Source organism: Peribacillus asahii (assembly GCF_004006295.1).
Classification (GTDB): domain Bacteria; phylum Bacillota; class Bacilli; order Bacillales; family DSM-1321; genus Peribacillus; species Peribacillus asahii_A.
Window position 1 is genome coordinate 536,434 of the sequence record NZ_CP026095.1, and the last position, 18,504, is coordinate 554,937.

General features: G+C 36.2%; 18 protein-coding genes and 1 pseudogene. 14 read left to right on the forward strand and 5 right to left on the reverse strand.

The window, feature by feature from the left end; all coding sequences use genetic code 11:
- The first annotated feature begins 129 nt into the window (after nt 1–129).
- The 3 genes and pseudogenes from BAOM_RS02760 (at nt 130) to BAOM_RS02765 (ending at nt 3,638) form a co-directional block, all read left to right on the forward strand.
- Entirely contained in the window at nt 130–2,865 is a 2,736-nt protein-coding gene (locus tag BAOM_RS02760; protein ID WP_127758947.1) for a GTPase domain-containing protein, read from the forward strand.
- 250 nt (nt 2,866–3,115) lie between these two features.
- Nucleotides 3,116–3,253, forward strand: a pseudogene (locus BAOM_RS24135) (DUF2935 domain-containing protein); the annotation flags it as partial.
- A gap of 46 nt (nt 3,254–3,299) precedes the next feature.
- Entirely contained in the window at nt 3,300–3,638 is a 339-nt protein-coding gene (locus BAOM_RS02765; RefSeq protein WP_127758948.1) for a YmaF family protein, read from the forward strand.
- Nucleotides 3,639–3,763: 125 nt separating this feature from the next.
- Here the strand turns inward: BAOM_RS02765 and BAOM_RS02770 are convergent, their stop codons facing one another.
- Entirely contained in the window at nt 3,764–4,468 is a 705-nt protein-coding gene (locus BAOM_RS02770; protein WP_127758949.1) for a DUF421 domain-containing protein, read from the reverse strand.
- A 110-nt stretch (nt 4,469–4,578) separates the two neighbouring features.
- Between BAOM_RS02770 and BAOM_RS02775 the strand changes: the two genes are divergently transcribed.
- From BAOM_RS02775 to BAOM_RS02785, 3 genes are all read left to right on the forward strand, one after another.
- The gene (locus BAOM_RS02775) at nt 4,579–5,400 is read left to right on the forward strand and encodes an outer membrane protein assembly factor BamD (protein WP_127758950.1); all 822 of its coding nucleotides are present in this window, start codon (nt 4,579–4,581) and stop codon (nt 5,398–5,400) included.
- Nucleotides 5,401–5,606: 206 nt separating this feature from the next.
- Complete coding sequence (locus tag BAOM_RS02780) at nt 5,607–5,897, forward strand: hypothetical protein (protein WP_127758951.1); 291 nt, start codon at nt 5,607–5,609, stop codon at nt 5,895–5,897.
- A 99-nt stretch (nt 5,898–5,996) separates the two neighbouring features.
- Nucleotides 5,997–7,220 carry a S1C family serine protease gene (locus BAOM_RS02785; RefSeq protein ID WP_127758952.1) on the forward strand — a complete coding sequence of 408 codons (1,224 nt, stop codon included), beginning with the start codon at nt 5,997–5,999 and terminating at the stop codon, nt 7,218–7,220.
- 95 nt (nt 7,221–7,315) lie between these two features.
- Here BAOM_RS02785 and BAOM_RS02790 read toward each other — a convergent pair whose 3' ends face one another.
- The 3 genes from BAOM_RS02790 to BAOM_RS02800 form a co-directional block, all read right to left on the reverse strand.
- A complete protein-coding gene (locus tag BAOM_RS02790) occupies nt 7,316–8,038 on the reverse strand; it encodes a ZIP family metal transporter (RefSeq protein ID WP_127758953.1) in 723 nt (240 codons plus the stop codon).
- A gap of 152 nt (nt 8,039–8,190) precedes the next feature.
- Nucleotides 8,191–9,132, reverse strand: coding sequence for a cation diffusion facilitator family transporter (locus tag BAOM_RS02795; RefSeq protein WP_127758954.1), 942 nt, complete (start codon nt 9,130–9,132; stop codon nt 8,191–8,193).
- 13 nt (nt 9,133–9,145) lie between these two features.
- Nucleotides 9,146–9,454, reverse strand: a complete 309-nt coding sequence (locus BAOM_RS02800; RefSeq protein ID WP_119115731.1) for an ArsR/SmtB family transcription factor — start codon at nt 9,452–9,454, stop codon at nt 9,146–9,148.
- 387 nt (nt 9,455–9,841) lie between these two features.
- Here BAOM_RS02800 and BAOM_RS02805 point away from each other — a divergent pair, with 387 nt between their 5' ends.
- The 4 genes from BAOM_RS02805 (at nt 9,842) to BAOM_RS02815 (ending at nt 13,651) form a co-directional block, all read left to right on the forward strand.
- Nucleotides 9,842–11,152: a nucleoside recognition domain-containing protein gene (locus BAOM_RS02805; protein WP_127758955.1), complete on the forward strand. Its 1,311-nt coding sequence runs from the start codon at nt 9,842–9,844 to the stop codon at nt 11,150–11,152.
- Between the two features lie 309 nt (nt 11,153–11,461).
- Entirely contained in the window at nt 11,462–11,605 is a 144-nt protein-coding gene (locus BAOM_RS24140) for a hypothetical protein (RefSeq protein ID WP_164853115.1), read from the forward strand.
- Between the two features lie 13 nt (nt 11,606–11,618).
- The gene (gene pdxR, locus BAOM_RS02810) at nt 11,619–13,049 is read left to right on the forward strand and encodes a MocR-like pyridoxine biosynthesis transcription factor PdxR (RefSeq protein WP_127758956.1); all 1,431 of its coding nucleotides are present in this window, start codon (nt 11,619–11,621) and stop codon (nt 13,047–13,049) included.
- A gap of 302 nt (nt 13,050–13,351) precedes the next feature.
- On the forward strand, nt 13,352–13,651 hold the full coding sequence (locus BAOM_RS02815; protein WP_127758957.1) for a hypothetical protein: 300 nt from the start codon (nt 13,352–13,354) through the stop codon (nt 13,649–13,651).
- A 22-nt stretch (nt 13,652–13,673) separates the two neighbouring features.
- Here BAOM_RS02815 and BAOM_RS25435 read toward each other — a convergent pair whose 3' ends face one another.
- A complete protein-coding gene (locus tag BAOM_RS25435) occupies nt 13,674–13,811 on the reverse strand; it encodes a cytochrome C oxidase subunit IV family protein (RefSeq protein WP_353737937.1) in 138 nt (45 codons plus the stop codon).
- A gap of 83 nt (nt 13,812–13,894) precedes the next feature.
- Here BAOM_RS25435 and BAOM_RS24805 point away from each other — a divergent pair, with 83 nt between their 5' ends.
- The 4 genes from BAOM_RS24805 (at nt 13,895) to qoxC (ending at nt 18,503) form a co-directional block, all read left to right on the forward strand.
- Nucleotides 13,895–14,281 (forward strand): transposase, encoded by a 387-nt coding sequence (locus tag BAOM_RS24805; protein ID WP_252282938.1) that lies wholly within the window; start codon nt 13,895–13,897, stop codon nt 14,279–14,281.
- Nucleotides 14,282–14,969: 688 nt separating this feature from the next.
- The gene (qoxA, locus tag BAOM_RS02830) at nt 14,970–15,890 is read left to right on the forward strand and encodes a cytochrome aa3 quinol oxidase subunit II (RefSeq protein WP_127758958.1); all 921 of its coding nucleotides are present in this window, start codon (nt 14,970–14,972) and stop codon (nt 15,888–15,890) included.
- 67 nt (nt 15,891–15,957) lie between these two features.
- Nucleotides 15,958–17,913 (forward strand): cytochrome aa3 quinol oxidase subunit I, encoded by a 1,956-nt coding sequence (qoxB, locus tag BAOM_RS02835; protein ID WP_127758959.1) that lies wholly within the window; start codon nt 15,958–15,960, stop codon nt 17,911–17,913.
- Nucleotides 17,910–18,503 carry a cytochrome aa3 quinol oxidase subunit III gene (gene qoxC / locus BAOM_RS02840; protein WP_127758960.1) on the forward strand — a complete coding sequence of 198 codons (594 nt, stop codon included), beginning with the start codon at nt 17,910–17,912 and terminating at the stop codon, nt 18,501–18,503. Before qoxB ends, qoxC begins: the two co-directional genes overlap by 4 nt.
- The last annotated feature ends 1 nt before the right edge of the window (nt 18,504 follow it).

Below are 18,504 nucleotides of genomic sequence, written 5' to 3' on the forward strand. Positions count from 1 at the left end.
ATGGCTATACTGCAGGATGGGCAAAACCACGGTTTCACATATAAGCCAAAAAATCATTTATCAACAATCGTATTTACGGAAGCCTTTTAAATAAACATATTGTAAAAATATAAGGGTGGAGGCGTGAGAATGGACGAGCAATTAATTCAAAAAAAGTTTTACGAAATACTTATAGAAGGTAAAGAAAAGCATCCAATTGAATCTTTAGGAGAACTTTTTATAGAAGAAAACAAGAAGGAGATTGCTAATTTAACAGATATTCGTTTTGCACAAGGGGAAGTATATTTTCAACATCTTGATTATGAAGCAGCCGTTTTTAAATGGGAAAACATTGAGGGCAAACTCGGTCCATGGGCAAAGAAGAATATTGCAGATGCGTATTTTGAGTTGGAATTATATGATACAGCAGAATCGATTTATAAAGATGTTTCGACTGATAACCCAGTGTTGAAGATGGAAGTGTTTTTGCAATTGTTTTCTCTTTATATCGTTGGGATGAAACATCCATTAGCACGTGATGTCATTAAAGAAGCGGTTGCATTTGATCCAGATTATCCGAATGTAACGAAGATGGCTCGTGCTTTTTTTGAAGAGCAAAAGGATTGGCCGAATGCTATTGAATTAGCTGTTAATGAAAGTATTCGGACAGAATCTATGGCATGGTTTGATGTATTGCATGCTTATATTAAGCAAGGAGTTGCTCAATCCAGTGCTCCAGATTATTTTGCTCGTATGTTGGAATCATTATATCAGCTTGAACCAGTTCGATTTGAAAAGATGGCTGTAGCTCTATGGAAAAATTATAAGTATACGGATTCGTATTTTAATTGGTTAGAGGTTATTACAGAATTAATTGGTAAAGGCGAACATAGTAAAGAGCATGGATGGAATGATTTATCCGATCAATATCAAGAAGCATTTTCTCGTTTATTGGAAGGAAAGTACTTGATTCGTGATTTGAAGCCCGTTATTCCAAGTCTATTAGAAAACTGGTTGAAGATTTCAAATGGAGAGCAGATTATTCATGCAGCGGCAGCTGTAGCTTCATGGAGCAAGGTATTCCCTGAATCAATGAATATGTTAATTGTTCACGAGGCAGAGGGGGTATTAAATCAATCAAGTAAAGTGAAGGGTGGCCTAGCGGCAAGCGAAACGTTATTCGAGTCGATTGTGGCTTGGGCGCAGGAGAATGAATTAGCCGTTGGCTATAAATTAAAGTGGATGATTCGTGAGTTAATCAATACCAATTCTTATCGTCTTCTTCTTGCGGGAAGTGCTGGCAGCGGGAAAACATCCTTTGTGGAAGCACTTGTTGGTCAAACATTAGCAGCGCATGATTATTCTGGTACGATTAGTGTTCAAGATAGCTCGGAATCAGCCATCATCGAAATTACGGGGGATGAACAAAATATTGTAACGGAGTTAGGTGAGACAAATGGTCAAAAAGGGTCCATTATGGATATCCACCTTTCAAGTGATTATTTGCAAAAGCAAACGTTGCGTGTAGTTGATACGCCAGGGTTTAATGGAGAAAAAACGATTTCTTCCGATTTTCAACATCATTTAGCAGGAAGCGATGGACTATTATTTGTGTTAGATGCACGGGCTCCTTTTACAGGAGTGGAGCGTGATTTATTATTAGACATTCAAGCAGCAGCACCGCAAATTCCGATTCATTTTTTATTAAATAAAATGGATACCGTTTATAGCGATCAAGTGGCTATGCAGATGGAAGATGAAACATGGAATAAAGTAAATATGTACTTTCCAAAGGCGAAAGTGTTTGCTTTTTCGAATAAGTATGAAGATAGCAAGCAACTGAATGATTTTGCACTATTTATGAATAGTAATTATCGTCAACATGATTGGAAAGAAAAGCGGACAGAGAAGGTACTGACTTTTATTCATCAGACGTTAACTTATTTGTTAGAAAAGCGGGCGTCTACGGAAAGAAGATGGGAACATTCGATTGCTTGGAATGAACAAATGGTAGAGAAGCTCAACGGAGCGATGAATCAATTAGCTGATTTGGAAAAGGAAAAAATTAAAACGATTACTAAATCGTATCGTTCGTTTAAGGAAGAAGTCAAAAATGAAATATTTACAAAAATTCCTGAAATCTTGCATAACTGCTCTAATTTAATAACGGAAAATAGTGATTTTAGTCAAGTTCATGTGCAATTAAATCAAGAAATGAATGAAAAAATTCAAGAATATGTTAAGCAGACTTTAATGCCAGATTACTATCATTCTTTGCAAAAATGGATTTCAGAGTCCGAAATGGAATTTACTCAAAGTCAGCAGTTTATGGATGATGTAAGCAGTGGCTTTAATGAGTTATATCAGGAGGAACGGATTGGCTTACTTGGTGATTTTAAAGTGCTCGATGATTGGCGAAGAGATGCAGATAGAATGACAAGTGGCATTCGAATAGAAAATGTCAATATTTTGCTTCGACGCACGCCAGCGCAATTATTGCTCAAAGGAGCTGGGAAACTGTTAGGAGCAATTCCTCAAAACAAGGCATCGATGTATAATCGTTATAAAAAATATTTGGAAAATGAAGATTTCCTTGATGTCGCACTTATGATTAGTGATCGTTTCTTAGCTCAGTTTGAACTATTCGAGCAGTCAATTGAACGTGATATTACTTTGTTCTTTAGAAGCGCATTTTCTATGCTGCAAAAAACAATTGATACAACACAGATGGAAACGAAAGAGTATCAAGAGACGCTTCTGCATATGAGAGAAAATCCAGAAGTGTATCGTGATCCAATTACGTTGTTTGAAGTGAAGCTGAATCAAGCTGAGCGCCTTGAAAAAGTAGAGAAAAGACGTTTAGGTAAACTACAGCGTAATATTTAGTAGGTTAGAATACCTTATTTATGTAATGGATATCGTCAAAGGTTTTACGTATTATAAGCAAAATCATTAACAAAAAACACCCGTTTTGATGGGTGTTTTTTTGTTATATGCTAGATTTTCTTTTTGTTGTTTTAAAAGAAAGATAGCGAAGGAGTAAAGAAGCGTATGTAAGAGTTTTTTAGTTTATAACATAATTCAATTATGAACCCAATAAACTAATGGTAAAGTCAGAATAAGAAAGGGGAGAGGCATGCAAAATCAGCCTCAAATACCTGGTCATGTAAGCGCAGATGAGTTTAATCGTATGTTACTTCCACCTGAATCATTTGCGGCCAAACCGGAGTCATTAACCGAACAACTCTTTATTGAACGTTCTTTAGAAGAAAATGAGTGAACAGCAATAACATTTTATTATATTGTATGGGGGGGCCAAAATGAATCGTGTAGGTAAAGATGATTTTGTACCGGGATTTGTACCAAGCCATAATCATGGTTCCGTTGACTATACATCTGTAAATGACGGTCATGTTCATCAATGTTTAGATGTTACTTCTCCTCCTATTCAAACTCAAGATGGGAATCATATTCATTACACGGAAGGATATGTGCTCTTTGAAGATGGGCATACCCATCATTATCAGGCATATTCAGGTCCTGCTATCCCTGTAGGAAATGGAATGCACGTCCATCATTATGATTTTTATACAACAGAAAACGATGGGCATCGACATCGAGTAAGAGGTGTGGATCAGCCTGCTCCAGGGAATAAGTAATAACCGCCTATGTAATGCATAATTAACCATTCATAGAGTATAGTAAGATAATTTGTGATAGCCATGCGTTTTAACAGAGACTTCAAACGGATTTAGTTTGAAGTTCTCTGTTTTTTTAGCTGTGCTTAATGATATAAAAAGATTTTTAATTGATCGTTTTGATCAATGGTTCCTAATAAAATATCATGTATGTCTGTATCGTATAGGCTTTTAACTTTGTGTTTTAGCCAGTTTTCGTTCTTACCAATACGATGTAATTCTTTGAATTCAATTTTTCCCTCTTTAATAATTGTACTAGGAAAAGCAAATGGTTTAGTCACTATATTCATATCCGCTGGGGTCATCGCTTGATATTGTGAATGCAAGAAAAATGAAATCGTACCATCCGGTTCCCACAAAGCAAGTGCTATCTTTTGAACGTCTTCGATTTTTTCCTTCCTCAATTCTGATAATAAAAAATCAATAGATATTCTCGCTCTTTTTAAGTTTTTAGATATAATCTTCCCATTTTCAATAAGTGAGAAGGACGGAGTATCGATAAAATGTCGAAGTTTCTTCCATTTCAGACTCGCAAATACCCCAATTAAGTATAAAGTAACTAAAACGGTCATGGTAATCATCGAGCCTTTCAAACCTAACCCTTCATCAGACAATGGATGGGCAATAATGTTTCCAATTGATAAGGCTATAATGAAATCAAGTAGTTGTAACTGAGAAATCGATCGTTGTCCCATTATTTTTGCCATAAAGAATAAGAAAAGAAAAGCAACGACAGCCCTTAAAATCCACTCTATTGAAGTAAGGGATTCCTGGCTTTGAAAAAAATCCATCCAAATTCACGTCCTTATTTCCTGTTATTCAGTGTTTAGTATTATCTGTTATGTCATTCGTGATACAATAAAAGAATATGAAACTGATTAATTACACGAGAGGTGCCAAGGTGAGAAAGAGAGTAACAGCATTGGTTGTACTGACATTTTTATTAATGGTTGCGGGTTGTACATCAAGGGAATATGATGCCAATATGGATTTAGGAAAAGAGCAAGTGCAAGAAGAAAATTATTTGGAAGCGTATGATGCGTTTACATTAGCGTACAAGGATCAAGAAACGGATGAAGCAAAGGAATTGATGGAGCTTTCTAAATACCTTGCTGATGGAATCAGTCATTACGAAGAGAAAGACTTTGAAGCCGCTTTAACAGCTTTTGAAAAAGGAGCGGGATACGAAGCTAAAACAAAGTTAGGCAAAAAAATGGTTAAGATTGCGGATGAATGGGTAACAAAGATTGATCATATGAATGAAGATTCATCTGATGCAGTAGAAGAAGAAACATTGAGCCCTGAAGAAGAGGCGGCGCTTGAGGAGCAAAATATTGAAGTGCCAGCAGACGTAAAAGAACCAGAGAAGAACGAAGTCAACACAGAGCCAAAAAAAGCGGAGAATGATTCGAATTCATCAGATTCATCAAATTCATCAAATTCATCAAATTCGTCAAGTGCTGATGTTCCAAAGGATCAGGATCAGAATAAGGAAGATTCTAAAAAACTAACTGTTCAAGAAGCAGAGCAATTAGTTAAAGACTTTATCGAAATTGAGGATTATCCATATCTACGTGTTCAGTATGATCATGATGATGAAAAAGGCGATTATATTTTTCAAGTATTTGAAAGCGTAGAGGATAATGAATACGGCCATACAGCTACATGGGGCTGGTACGGGGTAAATCCGAAAACAAAAGAAGTATATGATATAATGCAATGATGGAAAAACGACCTCTGTTGAAGATATAAAAAGTCTCTATAAGAAAATTAGAAGTCAAGTTTTAGATTTTGATAGATATGTTAAATGAAAACCTACACCTACTTAATTTTTTAATAGGTGTAGGTTTTTTTGTTGGTAAAATAAGTAAAATGGTGTTGGATGAATTTGTTAATTGGTTTAGAATGGTAAAAAGAGGAGGGAGATGAATGGAGGAGCATTTGAGAATATTAAATCCTTTAAAATGGATGTGCGGTACGGCTGGTGTAATTGGTCTAGGTATCTTCATTTTAAGTCTCTTTGCCAGCGAATATAATAAAGATTATTTGTTTTCTATTATCGGATTAATGCTTTTAATTACTTCACTAGCTATCTTTTTAGTTGGTATGTTTTTTATTGTGATGGAGGAAATGGTGATGAATACAGAAAAGGGGGAGAGAGTTATTCCTACGGGATCGAACGTAGTAGCTTTTAAAAGAAAAAGACGAACGTTACATTAATATTCGTCTTTTTTTTCTGCTTTCGTTAAGAATTTCTTAAGCTTTCTCCTGTATGATAACGACATTGAAAGAAGTATTGCATATAGGAGGAAGCGGGATATGGAACCATTCAATGAAGAGCAAGTAAAACAACAAATAAAAGTGAAAAAAGAAAAATCACCATTAGTGACATCTATTATATCTAGTACAGTTGCTGCTTTAATCACTTCTTCTGTCTTTCTGTTTGCTGGTGATTATATTAATAACGATCAAAAGCAAGAAACGGATACTGTAACAACCCAAACATCAAATGCAAATGTTCAAAAGGTATCTACAAGTAATGTGGATAGCGATTCCATTGCTGATATAGTCGAAAACGCCTCAAAATCAATTGTAGGTGTCGTAAATTATCAAGAATCCCAAACGAAAAATTGGTTTGGAGAACCGAACGCTCAAGCGGCTAATGGAGAAAGTGAAACGGTTGAAAGCGGTACAGGTTCAGGCGTGATTTGGAAAAAGGAGAATGGAAAAGCTTATATTATTACCAATAACCATGTCATTGAAGGAGCAGCTAAAGTTGAGATTTCTTTATATGATGGGACGAAAACAAAAGCTGATGTAGTAGGGGCCGATGCATTAACGGATTTAGCTGTTTTAACAATTGATGCTTCTGATGCGCCAGAAGGGCTTACTTTTGGTGATTCGGACAGTGTTCGTCCAGGAGAAAGCGTATTAGCGATTGGGAATCCACTCGGCCTTGATTTTTCTAGGTCTGTTACACAAGGGATCGTAAGTGCTATAAATCGCACAATGTCTGTCGATACTTCTGCGGGAGAATGGGAATTGAATGTACTTCAAACGGATGCAGCGATTAATCCTGGTAACAGTGGGGGAGCGTTAATTAATACGAGTGGAGAGGTCGTCGGGATTAACAGTATGAAAATTTCAGAAAGTGGAGTAGAGGGATTAGGGTTTGCGATTCCAAGTAATGATGTAATTCCCATCGCGGAGCAGTTGGTTAAAAGCGGGAAAATTACTCGTCCATATTTAGGCGTAAGTCTAATGAATGTTTCCGACATTCCACAATACTATAGACAAAATGTGCAGAACTCTGTTCAGTCAGGTGTGATTATAACTGGAATTGAAGCTAATTCAGCAGCAGCTGAAGCAGGCTTTCAACAAGAAGACATTATTGTCGCAGTTAATGGTGTAGAAGTCGGTACAGCTACGGAATTTAGAAAACAATTGTATACAGAAAAAAAGATTGGGGATAAAGTATCATTTACGATATATCGCGGTAACGATAAGAAAACAATGACTGTTACCTTACAAAGTAAGCAGTAAGACATATCGAAACATAGAAAGTCCCTCGTTTGGGGCTTTTTTTGGTGAACGGCAACGCAAACTAAAAAAAGAGTCGAAAGGCATGGTTTAGGTAACTATATTGTTTTTAAATACATACCAATAATGAGCGCTCCGACTCCTGATATTAGTAAACTATATACCATTGATGAGTGCCTTAAAGCTTCATAGAAAATTTCCTTAAGTGTAACCATTATCATAATTCCTACAGCAAGGCTAATAATAAAAGCCCATAAAGCAGGGTAGTCCATGCCAACTATACTTCCTAGAACGGCTCCTATTCCAACAGGTAAAGAAACAATACAAGTAAAGAGAAGGAGTTCATAAATACCAAGCCCAGCTAAAAGTAAGGGCGTAAACATTGCTATTCCTTCAGGGATATTATGAAGAATAAGTGTTTGAAGAATGGAATCGCTTATCTCCGTATGCTGACTTGAACCAAAAGCAATCCCCATAGGAAAGTTATGGATTGAGATACTGAGTGCCAATAAGCAACCCGTATGCATAAATAAATCTTTACTTGAATTATGAGTAATGGTGGTAACCCTATTATATGTTTGGTGTATAAGCAAGAAAATTAAGCTACCTGTGACAATTCCTAAAATAAATATGGTCCATCCGCCGAGATTAATGCTTTCAGGTACAATCTCTAGAAAAACTAATCCAAGAATCAAGCCTGTGCATAATGCGTATATAGTTGCGATTCCTTGTTGAAACCTTCTTAAAAGCATTGTGAGCAATCCGCCGATACTAATTCCTATTGCTGTTGCAACGAAACCTAGTACGCCAATATAAAACATTTTACACCCCTATATTCTGCCTATAAGTATATATGGACAAAATATAGAAATTATTCATGGGGAATAAAGGAGCAAACACTAGAGCCCTCAAATAATCAACAATATTGTTTAACAAAGCCAAACTAAAAGAAAAACGTACCTTAATGGCACGTTTATATTTTTAATTCATTGTGAGCAATGAGTGAAGTTTCAATTTGAATCGTTGTGTGTTCTATTTTAAATGTATCCTTTATTTTATTAATGGCTTCTTGTAATATTTCTTGACTGTTTTTATCATCTTCAATTAGTACATGACAGCTTAAAGAATCTAATCCAGAAGTAATGGTCCATATATGGAGGTCATGTACATCGATGACTCCATCAATTTCTTTTAGAGCTGCTTTTACTTCTTCTTGATTAATAGTAAGAGGGGTGCCCTCCATTAAAATATGAACCGAGTGCTTTATGACTCCCCAAGCACTTTTTAAAATTAATAATGCGACTAAAACTGAAATGATAGGGTCTGCTATATACCAATTAAATAAGAGCATTAATATACCAGCTGCAATTGCTCCAACAGAACCTAATGCATCCCCAAGTACGTGTAGATAAGCACTTCGTAAATTAACATTATTCTTCACGTCGCCTTTGCGCATTAACGACCAAGCACTAATTAAATTGGCAAACAATCCTATTGAAGCAATCAGCATCATTGTTCCACTTGCAATAGTTGGCGGTTCGAAAAAGCGTCCGTATGCTTCCCAAACGATAAACCCTGCGATTACAAATAGGGTAACACCATTAAATAATGCCGCTAATATTTCAAAGCGATAATATCCATAGCTTTTATTAGGTGATGGCGGTCTCGCTGCGAACCATATCGCAATTAAACTTAGAAATAAGGAACTAGCGTCACTAAGCATATGTCCGGAATCAGATAATAAGGCTAGACTATTGGTGAGTAAACCTCCAAAGAATTCTAAGAACATAATTCCAGTAGTAATTAGTAAAGCTGTAATTAACCCTTTTTTATTTCCTTCTCTTGTTTCTTCAAAATGATTATGACTATGAGAGTGACCGTGGTGATGATGTCCGTGATCATGGTGATGGCCCATGTTCATTCCTCCCTTACTCACATTGAATGTGTGATAAAACTTGATTTAAAATGGTAATAACGTGTTCATCGTCATAGGTATAATAAAACGTGTTGCCTTCACGTCTATACTTAACAAGTCGTAGATTTCTTAAGAAACTTAATTGGTGGGAAACAGCTGATTGTGTCATATCTAATACTTCAGTAATGTGATTGACAGAGCATTCCTCTTGAGAAAGTAAATATAAAATCTTTATTCTAGTCGGGTCAGCTAATGCTTTAAAAATTCGGGAGGCTTCGTCTACCGTATTAGGCGATAAAAAGGAATGGTCATGTTGGTTCATAAAATATACACCTCATTTATTCTTGTTAGTGATATGTTGATAAAGGATTAGAAAAGAAAAGAGGGGCTTCTTTAGGGAATCTCCTATAGATAAATCAGATTGCCCAGCACCTATAACCATAACGTCATAAATTATGCTTAACACTACAATAAACTATATGAGCATATGTTCATATATAACATATGATTGAAAGCAAATTTTGTCAATTATTTTTATATGAAATTTTTTTGTTATCAAATTTCGTTCATAGAAAACAATTTACCTTTTCAGTCTCATAAAATTTACGAAGAGTATACGTAGTGTTTTAACCGCAAATTTTAATGTAACTTTGCAGAATTAGCGTGAATGAAACTGCTAACATCATTTAGCAGTTTTTTTATTTTATAAATTGTTGAACAACTTTATAAAAAAAGCAATGAATTGATTAAAGAAGGAGTTAGTTTTACAAAAACAAGACATGATCAAAGAACAGAAAAATTAGATGCTATTTTTACATCTCCCATTTGGGGATTTCCAATTATGCTCATTATGTTGGGAGTTGTTTTTTATTTAACGATTGCAGGAGCAAATATTCCTTCTGCTATGTTAGCTGAATTCTTTAGTTGGATTGAAGGATATTTAACTCTAATGTTTACGACTTTACATGCTCCAGATTGGCTTCATGGAGTTCTTGTTTTAGGGTTATATCGAGGAACGAGCTGGGTGATTAGTGTGATGCTTCCGCCGATGGCCATATTTTTCCCTACTTTTGCACTTCTTGAGAATTATGGCTATCTGCCTCGAGTTGCTTTTAACATGGACCGATTATTTAAAACTGTTGGGGCGCATGGAAAGCAATCATTAACAATGGCTATGGGGTTCGGATGTAATGCAGCTGCAGTTATGTCTTCACGAATTATTGAGTCCCCTCGTGAACGAATGTTAGCTATTCTGACCAATAATTTTGTCCCTTGTAATGGTCGGTGGGGCACACTAATTGTTTTAGCTTCTCTATTTATGGCCGCAGGCTTTACAGGCGGAATGAAGTCTTTGGTTACAACGTCAGTCATCGTTGGCATTGTAATGTTTGGGATTATAATAACGTTTCTTGTTTCGTGGGTACTTTCTAAAACAGCGCTAAAGGGTGTTCCTACTCATTATACGCTAGAACTGCCGCCTTATAGAAAACCAAAATTTTTTGATACGGTCATTAGATCCTCTTTAACTAAATCTTTAGCTGTCCTTAATCGTGCAATAAAAGTTGCAGCTCCTGCAGGAATTTTGACTTGGGTTTTAGCTAATATTCAGGTAGGAGATACGAGTATCTTATTGCATATTGTGAACTTTTTAGATCCATTAGGACAAATAATTGGATTAGATGGCTATATACTAATGGCATTTTTAATTGGGCTTCCAGCAAATGAAATTGTATTACCCATATTATTGATGGGGTACTTATCAACAGGTGCATTAATTGATGTAGATGGTATTGAAGATCTAAAGCAGATTTTTTTGAATAACGGTTGGACTTGGTTAACAGCTCTTAATATGATGTTGTTTTCATTGTTACATTACCCATGTGGAACGACATTGGTTAATATTTATAAAGAAACAAAAAGTATAAAATGGACATTTTGGTCTTTTATGATTCCAACAGGGATTGCGCTTTTAGTTACGTTTTTAATTACTCAAATCGTTCGTTTCATGGGGTGGGTATAGAGAGAGGTAACATAAGCCCTTGGTTTGAGAAGAAATATTTTGAAGAAAATAGATTAGAAAGGAACAATGAACATGACTTAGTCCCTTGATTTGGGGGCTTTTTTTTGTTTGGTTATGAGGCATAAATGGGGAGGTAAAATGACAATTTAGTGAATATTATCAGTTTGTTTAAGTGGATGGGGGAAACATGCTATGATTGGATGGTCTCATTTATTAAAATATATATTATAAATAAAGATAGAATAGATGTACAAGGTTAACAAGCCTTTATAAAAAAGGTGATATAGATGTATTGGAGGAGGAACTTTGATGAAAAAAAATATGCCAAATTGGTTAAATAACACTTTAGTTGTCATTATTTCAATTGTATCTCTAGGCGGGGTAGCTCAAAACCTTGAATGGAGATCTAATAAAAAGAAGGAAAAGGATGTTGAAAATCATAATGGAAACTAAAGGAATGTAGATTGTGGATTGGAAGCTGAATCGAAATTCTAAAAAAGCTCTCTATAAACAAATTGCCGAATATATTGAACATGGAATCGCTGATGGAACCTTTTCGGCAGATACTCCATTACCTTCAGAACGCTCTTTAGCCAGTGAATTAAAAGTAAACCGAAGTACAGTAGTAGCGGCTTATGATGAACTGGAGGCTAATGGATTAATTGAACGGAAAAAAGGAAGTGGAACGACTATTAGTAAGGATATTTGGGGAATGACTAGAAGGCGTATTCCCAGTTGGAACACCTATATTGAATCTGGTTCATTTTTGCCAAACTTACCGCTCATACAAAGAATTCGTAAAGAAATGGTCGAGCATAACTTAATTAATTTATCTAGTGGAGAATTATCAGAAGATTTGTTTCCCGTTGATTCTCTAAGAGAAATCCTTTCCGGCAGATCATTTGTTGGGAGCCTTGGTTATGACCACCCACAAGGAAACGCATATTTAAGGGAAACGATTGTCTCTCATGTAAAACAATATAGAAGAATTCATACAGATCCATCTTCTATTATGATTACTTCTGGTGCTCAACAAGCTCTGCATCTCGTCGTGCAATGTTTACTGAAACCAGGGGATGCTGTTGCCCTTGAGGACCCTTCTTATTCATATAGTCTTCCTATTTTTCAATCAGCTGGCATACGAACGTATCCGTTGCCTGTGAATCAGGAAGGAATCGATCCGGATGATTTGTTATCTCTTCTTAAAAAGCGAAAAATTCGTATGATTTTTTTAAATCCTGCTTTTCAGAATCCTACAGGAACGCTGCTTTCTATTGAGCGACGTAGAAGGATATTAGAGATTTCGTCTGAGCATGGAATCCCTGTTATTGAAGATGATCCTTATAGTTTAACAGCATTTAATGGAGAAGAAATCGCTACGCTAAAATCAATGGATGAATATGGAAATGTTTTATATATTAGTTCATTATCCAAAATCGTTGCTTCTGGTTTGCGAATTGGTTGGATTATTGGCCCGAAGTCTGTCATCGAAAGACTATCGGATGCTAAACAACAAATTGATTTTGGACATGGAATTTTTAATCAGTGGGTAGCAAATGACTTTCTTAGTTCTCCTTATTTTCATTCTCATATTGTTTATTTAAGGGAGCAGTTAGAAAAAAGAAGAAATCAAATGGTTTCAAGTCTTCAGCAATACTTGAATAAGCAGGTTGAGTTTCATATTCCACAAGGCGGCATTCATTTATGGTGCAAGATAAATGAAACGTTGAATGAGAAAAAGCTGCTGGAGGAAGCGATAAAAAGAGGGGTCATCCATGTTCCAGGTTCTACTTTAGGGTCGAAAAAAGGATATGTGCGATTTACTTTTGCTAGAGAGAATGAACTATGCATTCATGAAGGGATTAAAAGATTTTCTGCTGCCTTAAAAAATTTATAAAGATTATAAAGATGATAAAGATGATGAAGGAAAAGAGTGCCTTAAAAAGATGTTGTAATAACAATCTTTGGGGCACTCTTTTTCGTGTATCGCGAATTAATAAGGAGTAAAGACCATTAATGAATGAGGTTTTACTCTATTATTGATCTTTTCGTTTAGTGGAATTTTTAATCTATAGTGCATAGAATATTTTAATAAAATAATGACAAAATATTTTTGTCAAGTTTTTTTGTTGAAATTTTATAGAAATATTTGACAATTTTGTGAAATATATTAAAATAAAAGCAAAGGAGCTGAGCTAAATGAAAACCAATTTAGAAATATTGAACCCTTTAAAATGGGCATGTGGAACTGCTAATGTCATTGGTTTAGGTATCCTGATTGTAAGTTTTATTGTAAACGGTTACAAATGGAACTACATGTTATCGTTCATAGGACTAACAATTACTATTAGCGCGACACTCATATTTATGGTTGGTTTATTTTTCATTTTAACGGAAGAGCTGGTTTCAAATACGGACAAAGGGGAGAAGGTCATCCCAATTAAATCTAACGTATCCAATGTCGTTATGTTCAAAAGAAAAAGAAGAGTATCAAATTGATACTCTTCTTTCTACCTCTAACTTATATTCTCGGGATTTCATAAGCCCATACCATACAAAGTAAGGACTCTAGTATATTAATGACTGCAAGGAATACGGAATACCAAATATGTGCATAAATGGATGCTTTATCTTCAGATTCTCTAGCATGCATGAACATGACTACTTGGACACCAGATTGGACAAACGCTGTTGCTAGTAGAACGATTATTGCAACTGTAAGTGAAACTAAAAGGCATCATCGTGACAGAAACGGAGGAAAGCTATACGTCTCAAGACTATCCGTTTTGCGGAGGCAGACATCGAACAAAGGGAAGAACGTTGATTTGTTCTGTTCACAAAACAGAAATCCATCGTGATGTAAACGGCGCCCAAAATATTGCGCGCGTAAACAACATCACATGGCCGTCCAACCACTGGTTTCTGTTGTATTTAAACAGCCTGTTTGGTATCGACGTTTTTTGTCCAAAAAACAAGGAGATTCCTCTCTTAAGGACAAGCCTCCAACAGGAAAAAGTATCGCCGGTCGAACGGCGGAGTCGGCACAGACCTTGCCCACTTGGGAGAGAAGATCTCTCAAGCGTTGCTCACCTAAGTTTCACCTCTGCCTCTTCTTATAGAAGATGGTAAGTGGGATGTTTGTGAGAAAGAACCCCTTGGCTTTAGCCATGGAAGTGGTCAGAAGGGGACGTTCATCATAGAGGGAGTTTTAAGGAGCACCATAAAAAATTATTTTCATTAATCAATCTTTGAGCATGAACCGTGGCTTGTATGACAATGCCATAGCTGAATCCACGTTTAACATCATTAAAACAGAGTTGATAATCCAACCTATTCCGCTTTTTAAGGGAGACAAAAGTGCCTGGGTCCGTTCATTAGAAAGTCGACCCAGGCACTTTTTATTTATAAAAATTCAAAATAAAATTATACTAAAAAAACAGGAATCGAAATCGATTCCTGTTTTTTTAGTATAATATAACTCTTTTTTGCTATGCCTCTTTTAAATATTATTATATCAATGTATTTTTTTTGCGAAGATTTCCCCATCAATTGTTTTTGATAAGCAATTGATATCCCTTTTATTTTAGAGGAAAACGAAAACAGATTAATAAATTATTATATTCCCTTTTTCAAAATATGTTATTAAATATCCGAGATTCCATTTATTGTATAATTCTTCATGAACATTTTGTGACATATATCACTTTCCATTGTTTTTTTTTCTTAATGATACTAATATAAGAATGTAATTGTAAACATGATAGCGTTATCAATTATTTTCAACACAACTTCTAAAAAAAAAGAAAGGGGAATCTTTATGAAAATGAAATGGACTTTATTAGCTCTTATTTTCGCTATTGCCACTGTGCTTACTGGCTGCGAAAATCCATTGGCTGTCTTCGATCCAAAAGGTCCTCAAGCGGCAACACTCTCAGATACTATTATTCTTACAATTTGGATAATGCTTGCTATCTGTGTTGTTGTAACTGTTGCCTTTATTTATATGTTAGTAAAATATCGTGCGTCTAAACAAAGCAAAGATTATGAACCTCCTCACATTGAAGGAAGTGCAGTTGTTGAAACAATTTGGACAGCAATTCCAATAATCATTGTTGCTTTCCTATCCGTTGTTACTGTAACTTCACTAAAAGACGTTGAGGCAACGCCGAAAGGATATGAAAACAAAGAACCTCTAGTTATTTATGCTTCATCATCTAACTGGAAGTGGCATTTTAGTTATCCGGAAGAAAATATTGAAACAGTAAACTACGTGTATGTTCCGACAGACCGTCCGCTTGAGTTTAAACTTTATTCTTATGGACCAATCTCAAGCTTCTGGATTCCGCAGCTTGGTGGGCAAAAGTATGCAATGGCTGACATGGTAACTACGCTTCACTTGTTAGCAGATGAACCAGGAGAAATGTGGGGACGAAATTCAAACTTTAGTGGTAAAGGTTCTGCTCACCAACTATTTGATGTGCAAGCAGTTTCTCCTGCTGAATTTGAAGAATGGGTAGAAGAGGCTAAAGCTAAATCAGAGCCACTTACTGAAGAAAAATTCGACGAATTATTAAAAACAGAGCATGTTGGTCGACAAACGTTCACTGGAACGCATTTAGAATTTAGTCCAGCTCCAGAAGGTTCTCATAACATGGACGACATGGAGAACAAGGAAGATATGGAAGACATGGACCACGACATGGATCATGACATGGATCATGACATGGATCATAAATAATAGTCAACTTTAATAAATGAAACATATGAATTTCCAATTTTAAACATGACGAAAGGAGTCACAAAGTATGGAATTCTTTGAAAGATTCGCCGTGCCGCATCCAAGTTTTGCCATCTATGCATCGATGGTAGGGATTGCTCTTACTAGTCTCGCTATTGTTGTCGGCTTAACCTATTTTAAAAAATGGGGTTACTTATGGCGTGAATGGATTACAACCGTCGATCATAAGCGTATCGGGATTATGTATATCCTAGCTGCTTTGATTATGCTTTTACGTGGTCTTGTTGATGCGGTTATGTTACGTGCTCAGCTTGCCATTCCTGATAACACAATCTTAGATTCTCAGCACTACAATGAGGTATTCTCAGCACATGGTGTTATTATGATCATGTTTATGGCGATGCCGTTCTTATTTGGTTTAATGAATATCGTTACTCCACTACAAATTGGTGCACGTGACGTTGCGTTCCCACGTTTGAATGCAATCAGCTTTTGGTTGTTCTTCATGGGTGCTATGTTATTCAACATCGCTTTCGTAGTAGGTGGTGCGCCTGATGCTGGTTGGACATCTTACTTCCCGCTAGCTAGTGAAGAGTTTAGTCCATCAGTGGGTACGAATTATTATATGATGTCGCTTCAACTTTCAGGTCTCGGTACATTAATGACAGGTATTAACTTTTTGACTACCATTTTTAGAATGAGAGCTCCTGGCTTGAAATTAATGCAACTGCCAATGTTCACATGGGCTATGTTAGTTACTAACGTGCTAATCATAGCGGTGTTCCCTTTATTTGCAGTAGCACTTGCATTTGGGGCAATGGACCGTATGTTCGGCACTCAATTCTTTACAATTGGTAATGGCGGTATGGATATGATGTGGGCAAACTTGTTCTGGGTTTGGGGACATCCTGAAGTATATATCCTAATCCTGCCTGCATTTGGTATCTATAGTGAAATTATTTCAACATTTGCACGTCGTAACCTATATGGTTATAAATCAATGGTTGCTTCAATGGTCGCTATCACTATTCTTTCTCTAGTTGTATGGGCTCACCATTTCTATACAATGGGGCAAGGAGTATTAGCAAATAGTATTTTCTCTATTGCAACAATGGCAATTGCCGTTCCAACAGGTATTAAAATCTTTAACTGGTTGGCGACACTTCGAAAAGGTAAAATCGAGTTTACAACGCCAATGCTTTGGTCTTTAGCATTTATCCCAACCTTCTTAATTGGTGGGGTTACAGGGGTTATGCTTGCGATGGCAAGTGCCGACTTCCAATATCATAATACGATGTTCTTAGTTGCTCACTTCCATTACACAATTATTCCTGGTGTAGTATATGCGTTTATTGCTGGTTTAATTTACTGGTGGCCAAAAATGTTTGGTTTTATGCTAAACGAAAAAATCGGGAAAGTTTCATTCTGGTTGGTAGCCATCTTCTTTAACGTAACATTCTTCCCGATGTTTATTACAGGGTTAGATGGTCAAGCACGCCGTATGTACACATACTCTGAAGAAACTGGTTTCGGTCCATTAAACTTGATTGCCTCTATTGGAGCAATTGGATTAGCTCTTGGTTTCATTGTGCTTGCATACAACATCTATTGGAGTACTCGTTATATGCCAAGAAATATTGGTTCAGATCCATGGAATGCACGTTCTCTTGAATGGTCACTTCCTAGTCCAGTACCTGTATATAACTTTGCAACACTACCACGTGTTAAATCGTCAGAAGCATTCTGGGATGCTAAGAAAAAGGGTCATAACTTATTCCCAGATAAAGTGGAAGAGATTCATATGCCAAATAACAGCGGTTTACCGTTTATCATGAGTGTCATCTTCTTTATTGGTGCGTTCTCTTTAATATTTGATATGGTTCCTTTAGCAATTATTGCCCTAATCGGAGTCTTTGCTTGTATGGCTTACCGTTCATTTGAAGCTAACCATGATCACGGATATCATATTCACGTAAAAGAAATTGAAGAAACAGAAGAAAGATTGCGAGGTGCTAACAAATGAAAATAGATAACTCGCTTCCACTTGAATATAGTACAGAAGAAAATCGTTTGAAGATTTTAGGTTTTTGGATTTTCTTAGCTGCCGAAATTGCGCTTTTTGCAACACTTTTCGCGACTTACTTTGCATATCAGGGCCGTACAGGTAACGGTCCTGGTACGGAAATTTTCGAGATGACACCAGTATTAATTAACACATTCGCTCTGTTAACAAGTAGTTTTACCATTGGATTGGCAGTTAATGCTATGCGACTTGGCAATAAAAAAGCAATGTTAACATTCCTTGGTATCACATTAGCTCTTGGACTTGTATTCTTAGGAGTAGAAATTAAAGAGTTTTTCACATTCGTTCATGAAGGAGCAACAATCCAAACAAGTGGGTACTTATCAATCCTATTTTCAACATTAGGAACACATGGTGCTCACGTATCACTTGGTTTCTTCTGGGGATTATTCATCATTATCCAAGTGGCGAAACATGGATTAACTCCACACACAGCTAATAAAGCGTTCATCTTTTCATTGTACTGGCACTTCTTAGACGTAGTTTGGATCTTCATCTTCAGCTTCGTCTACTTGAAAGGAATGATGTAAT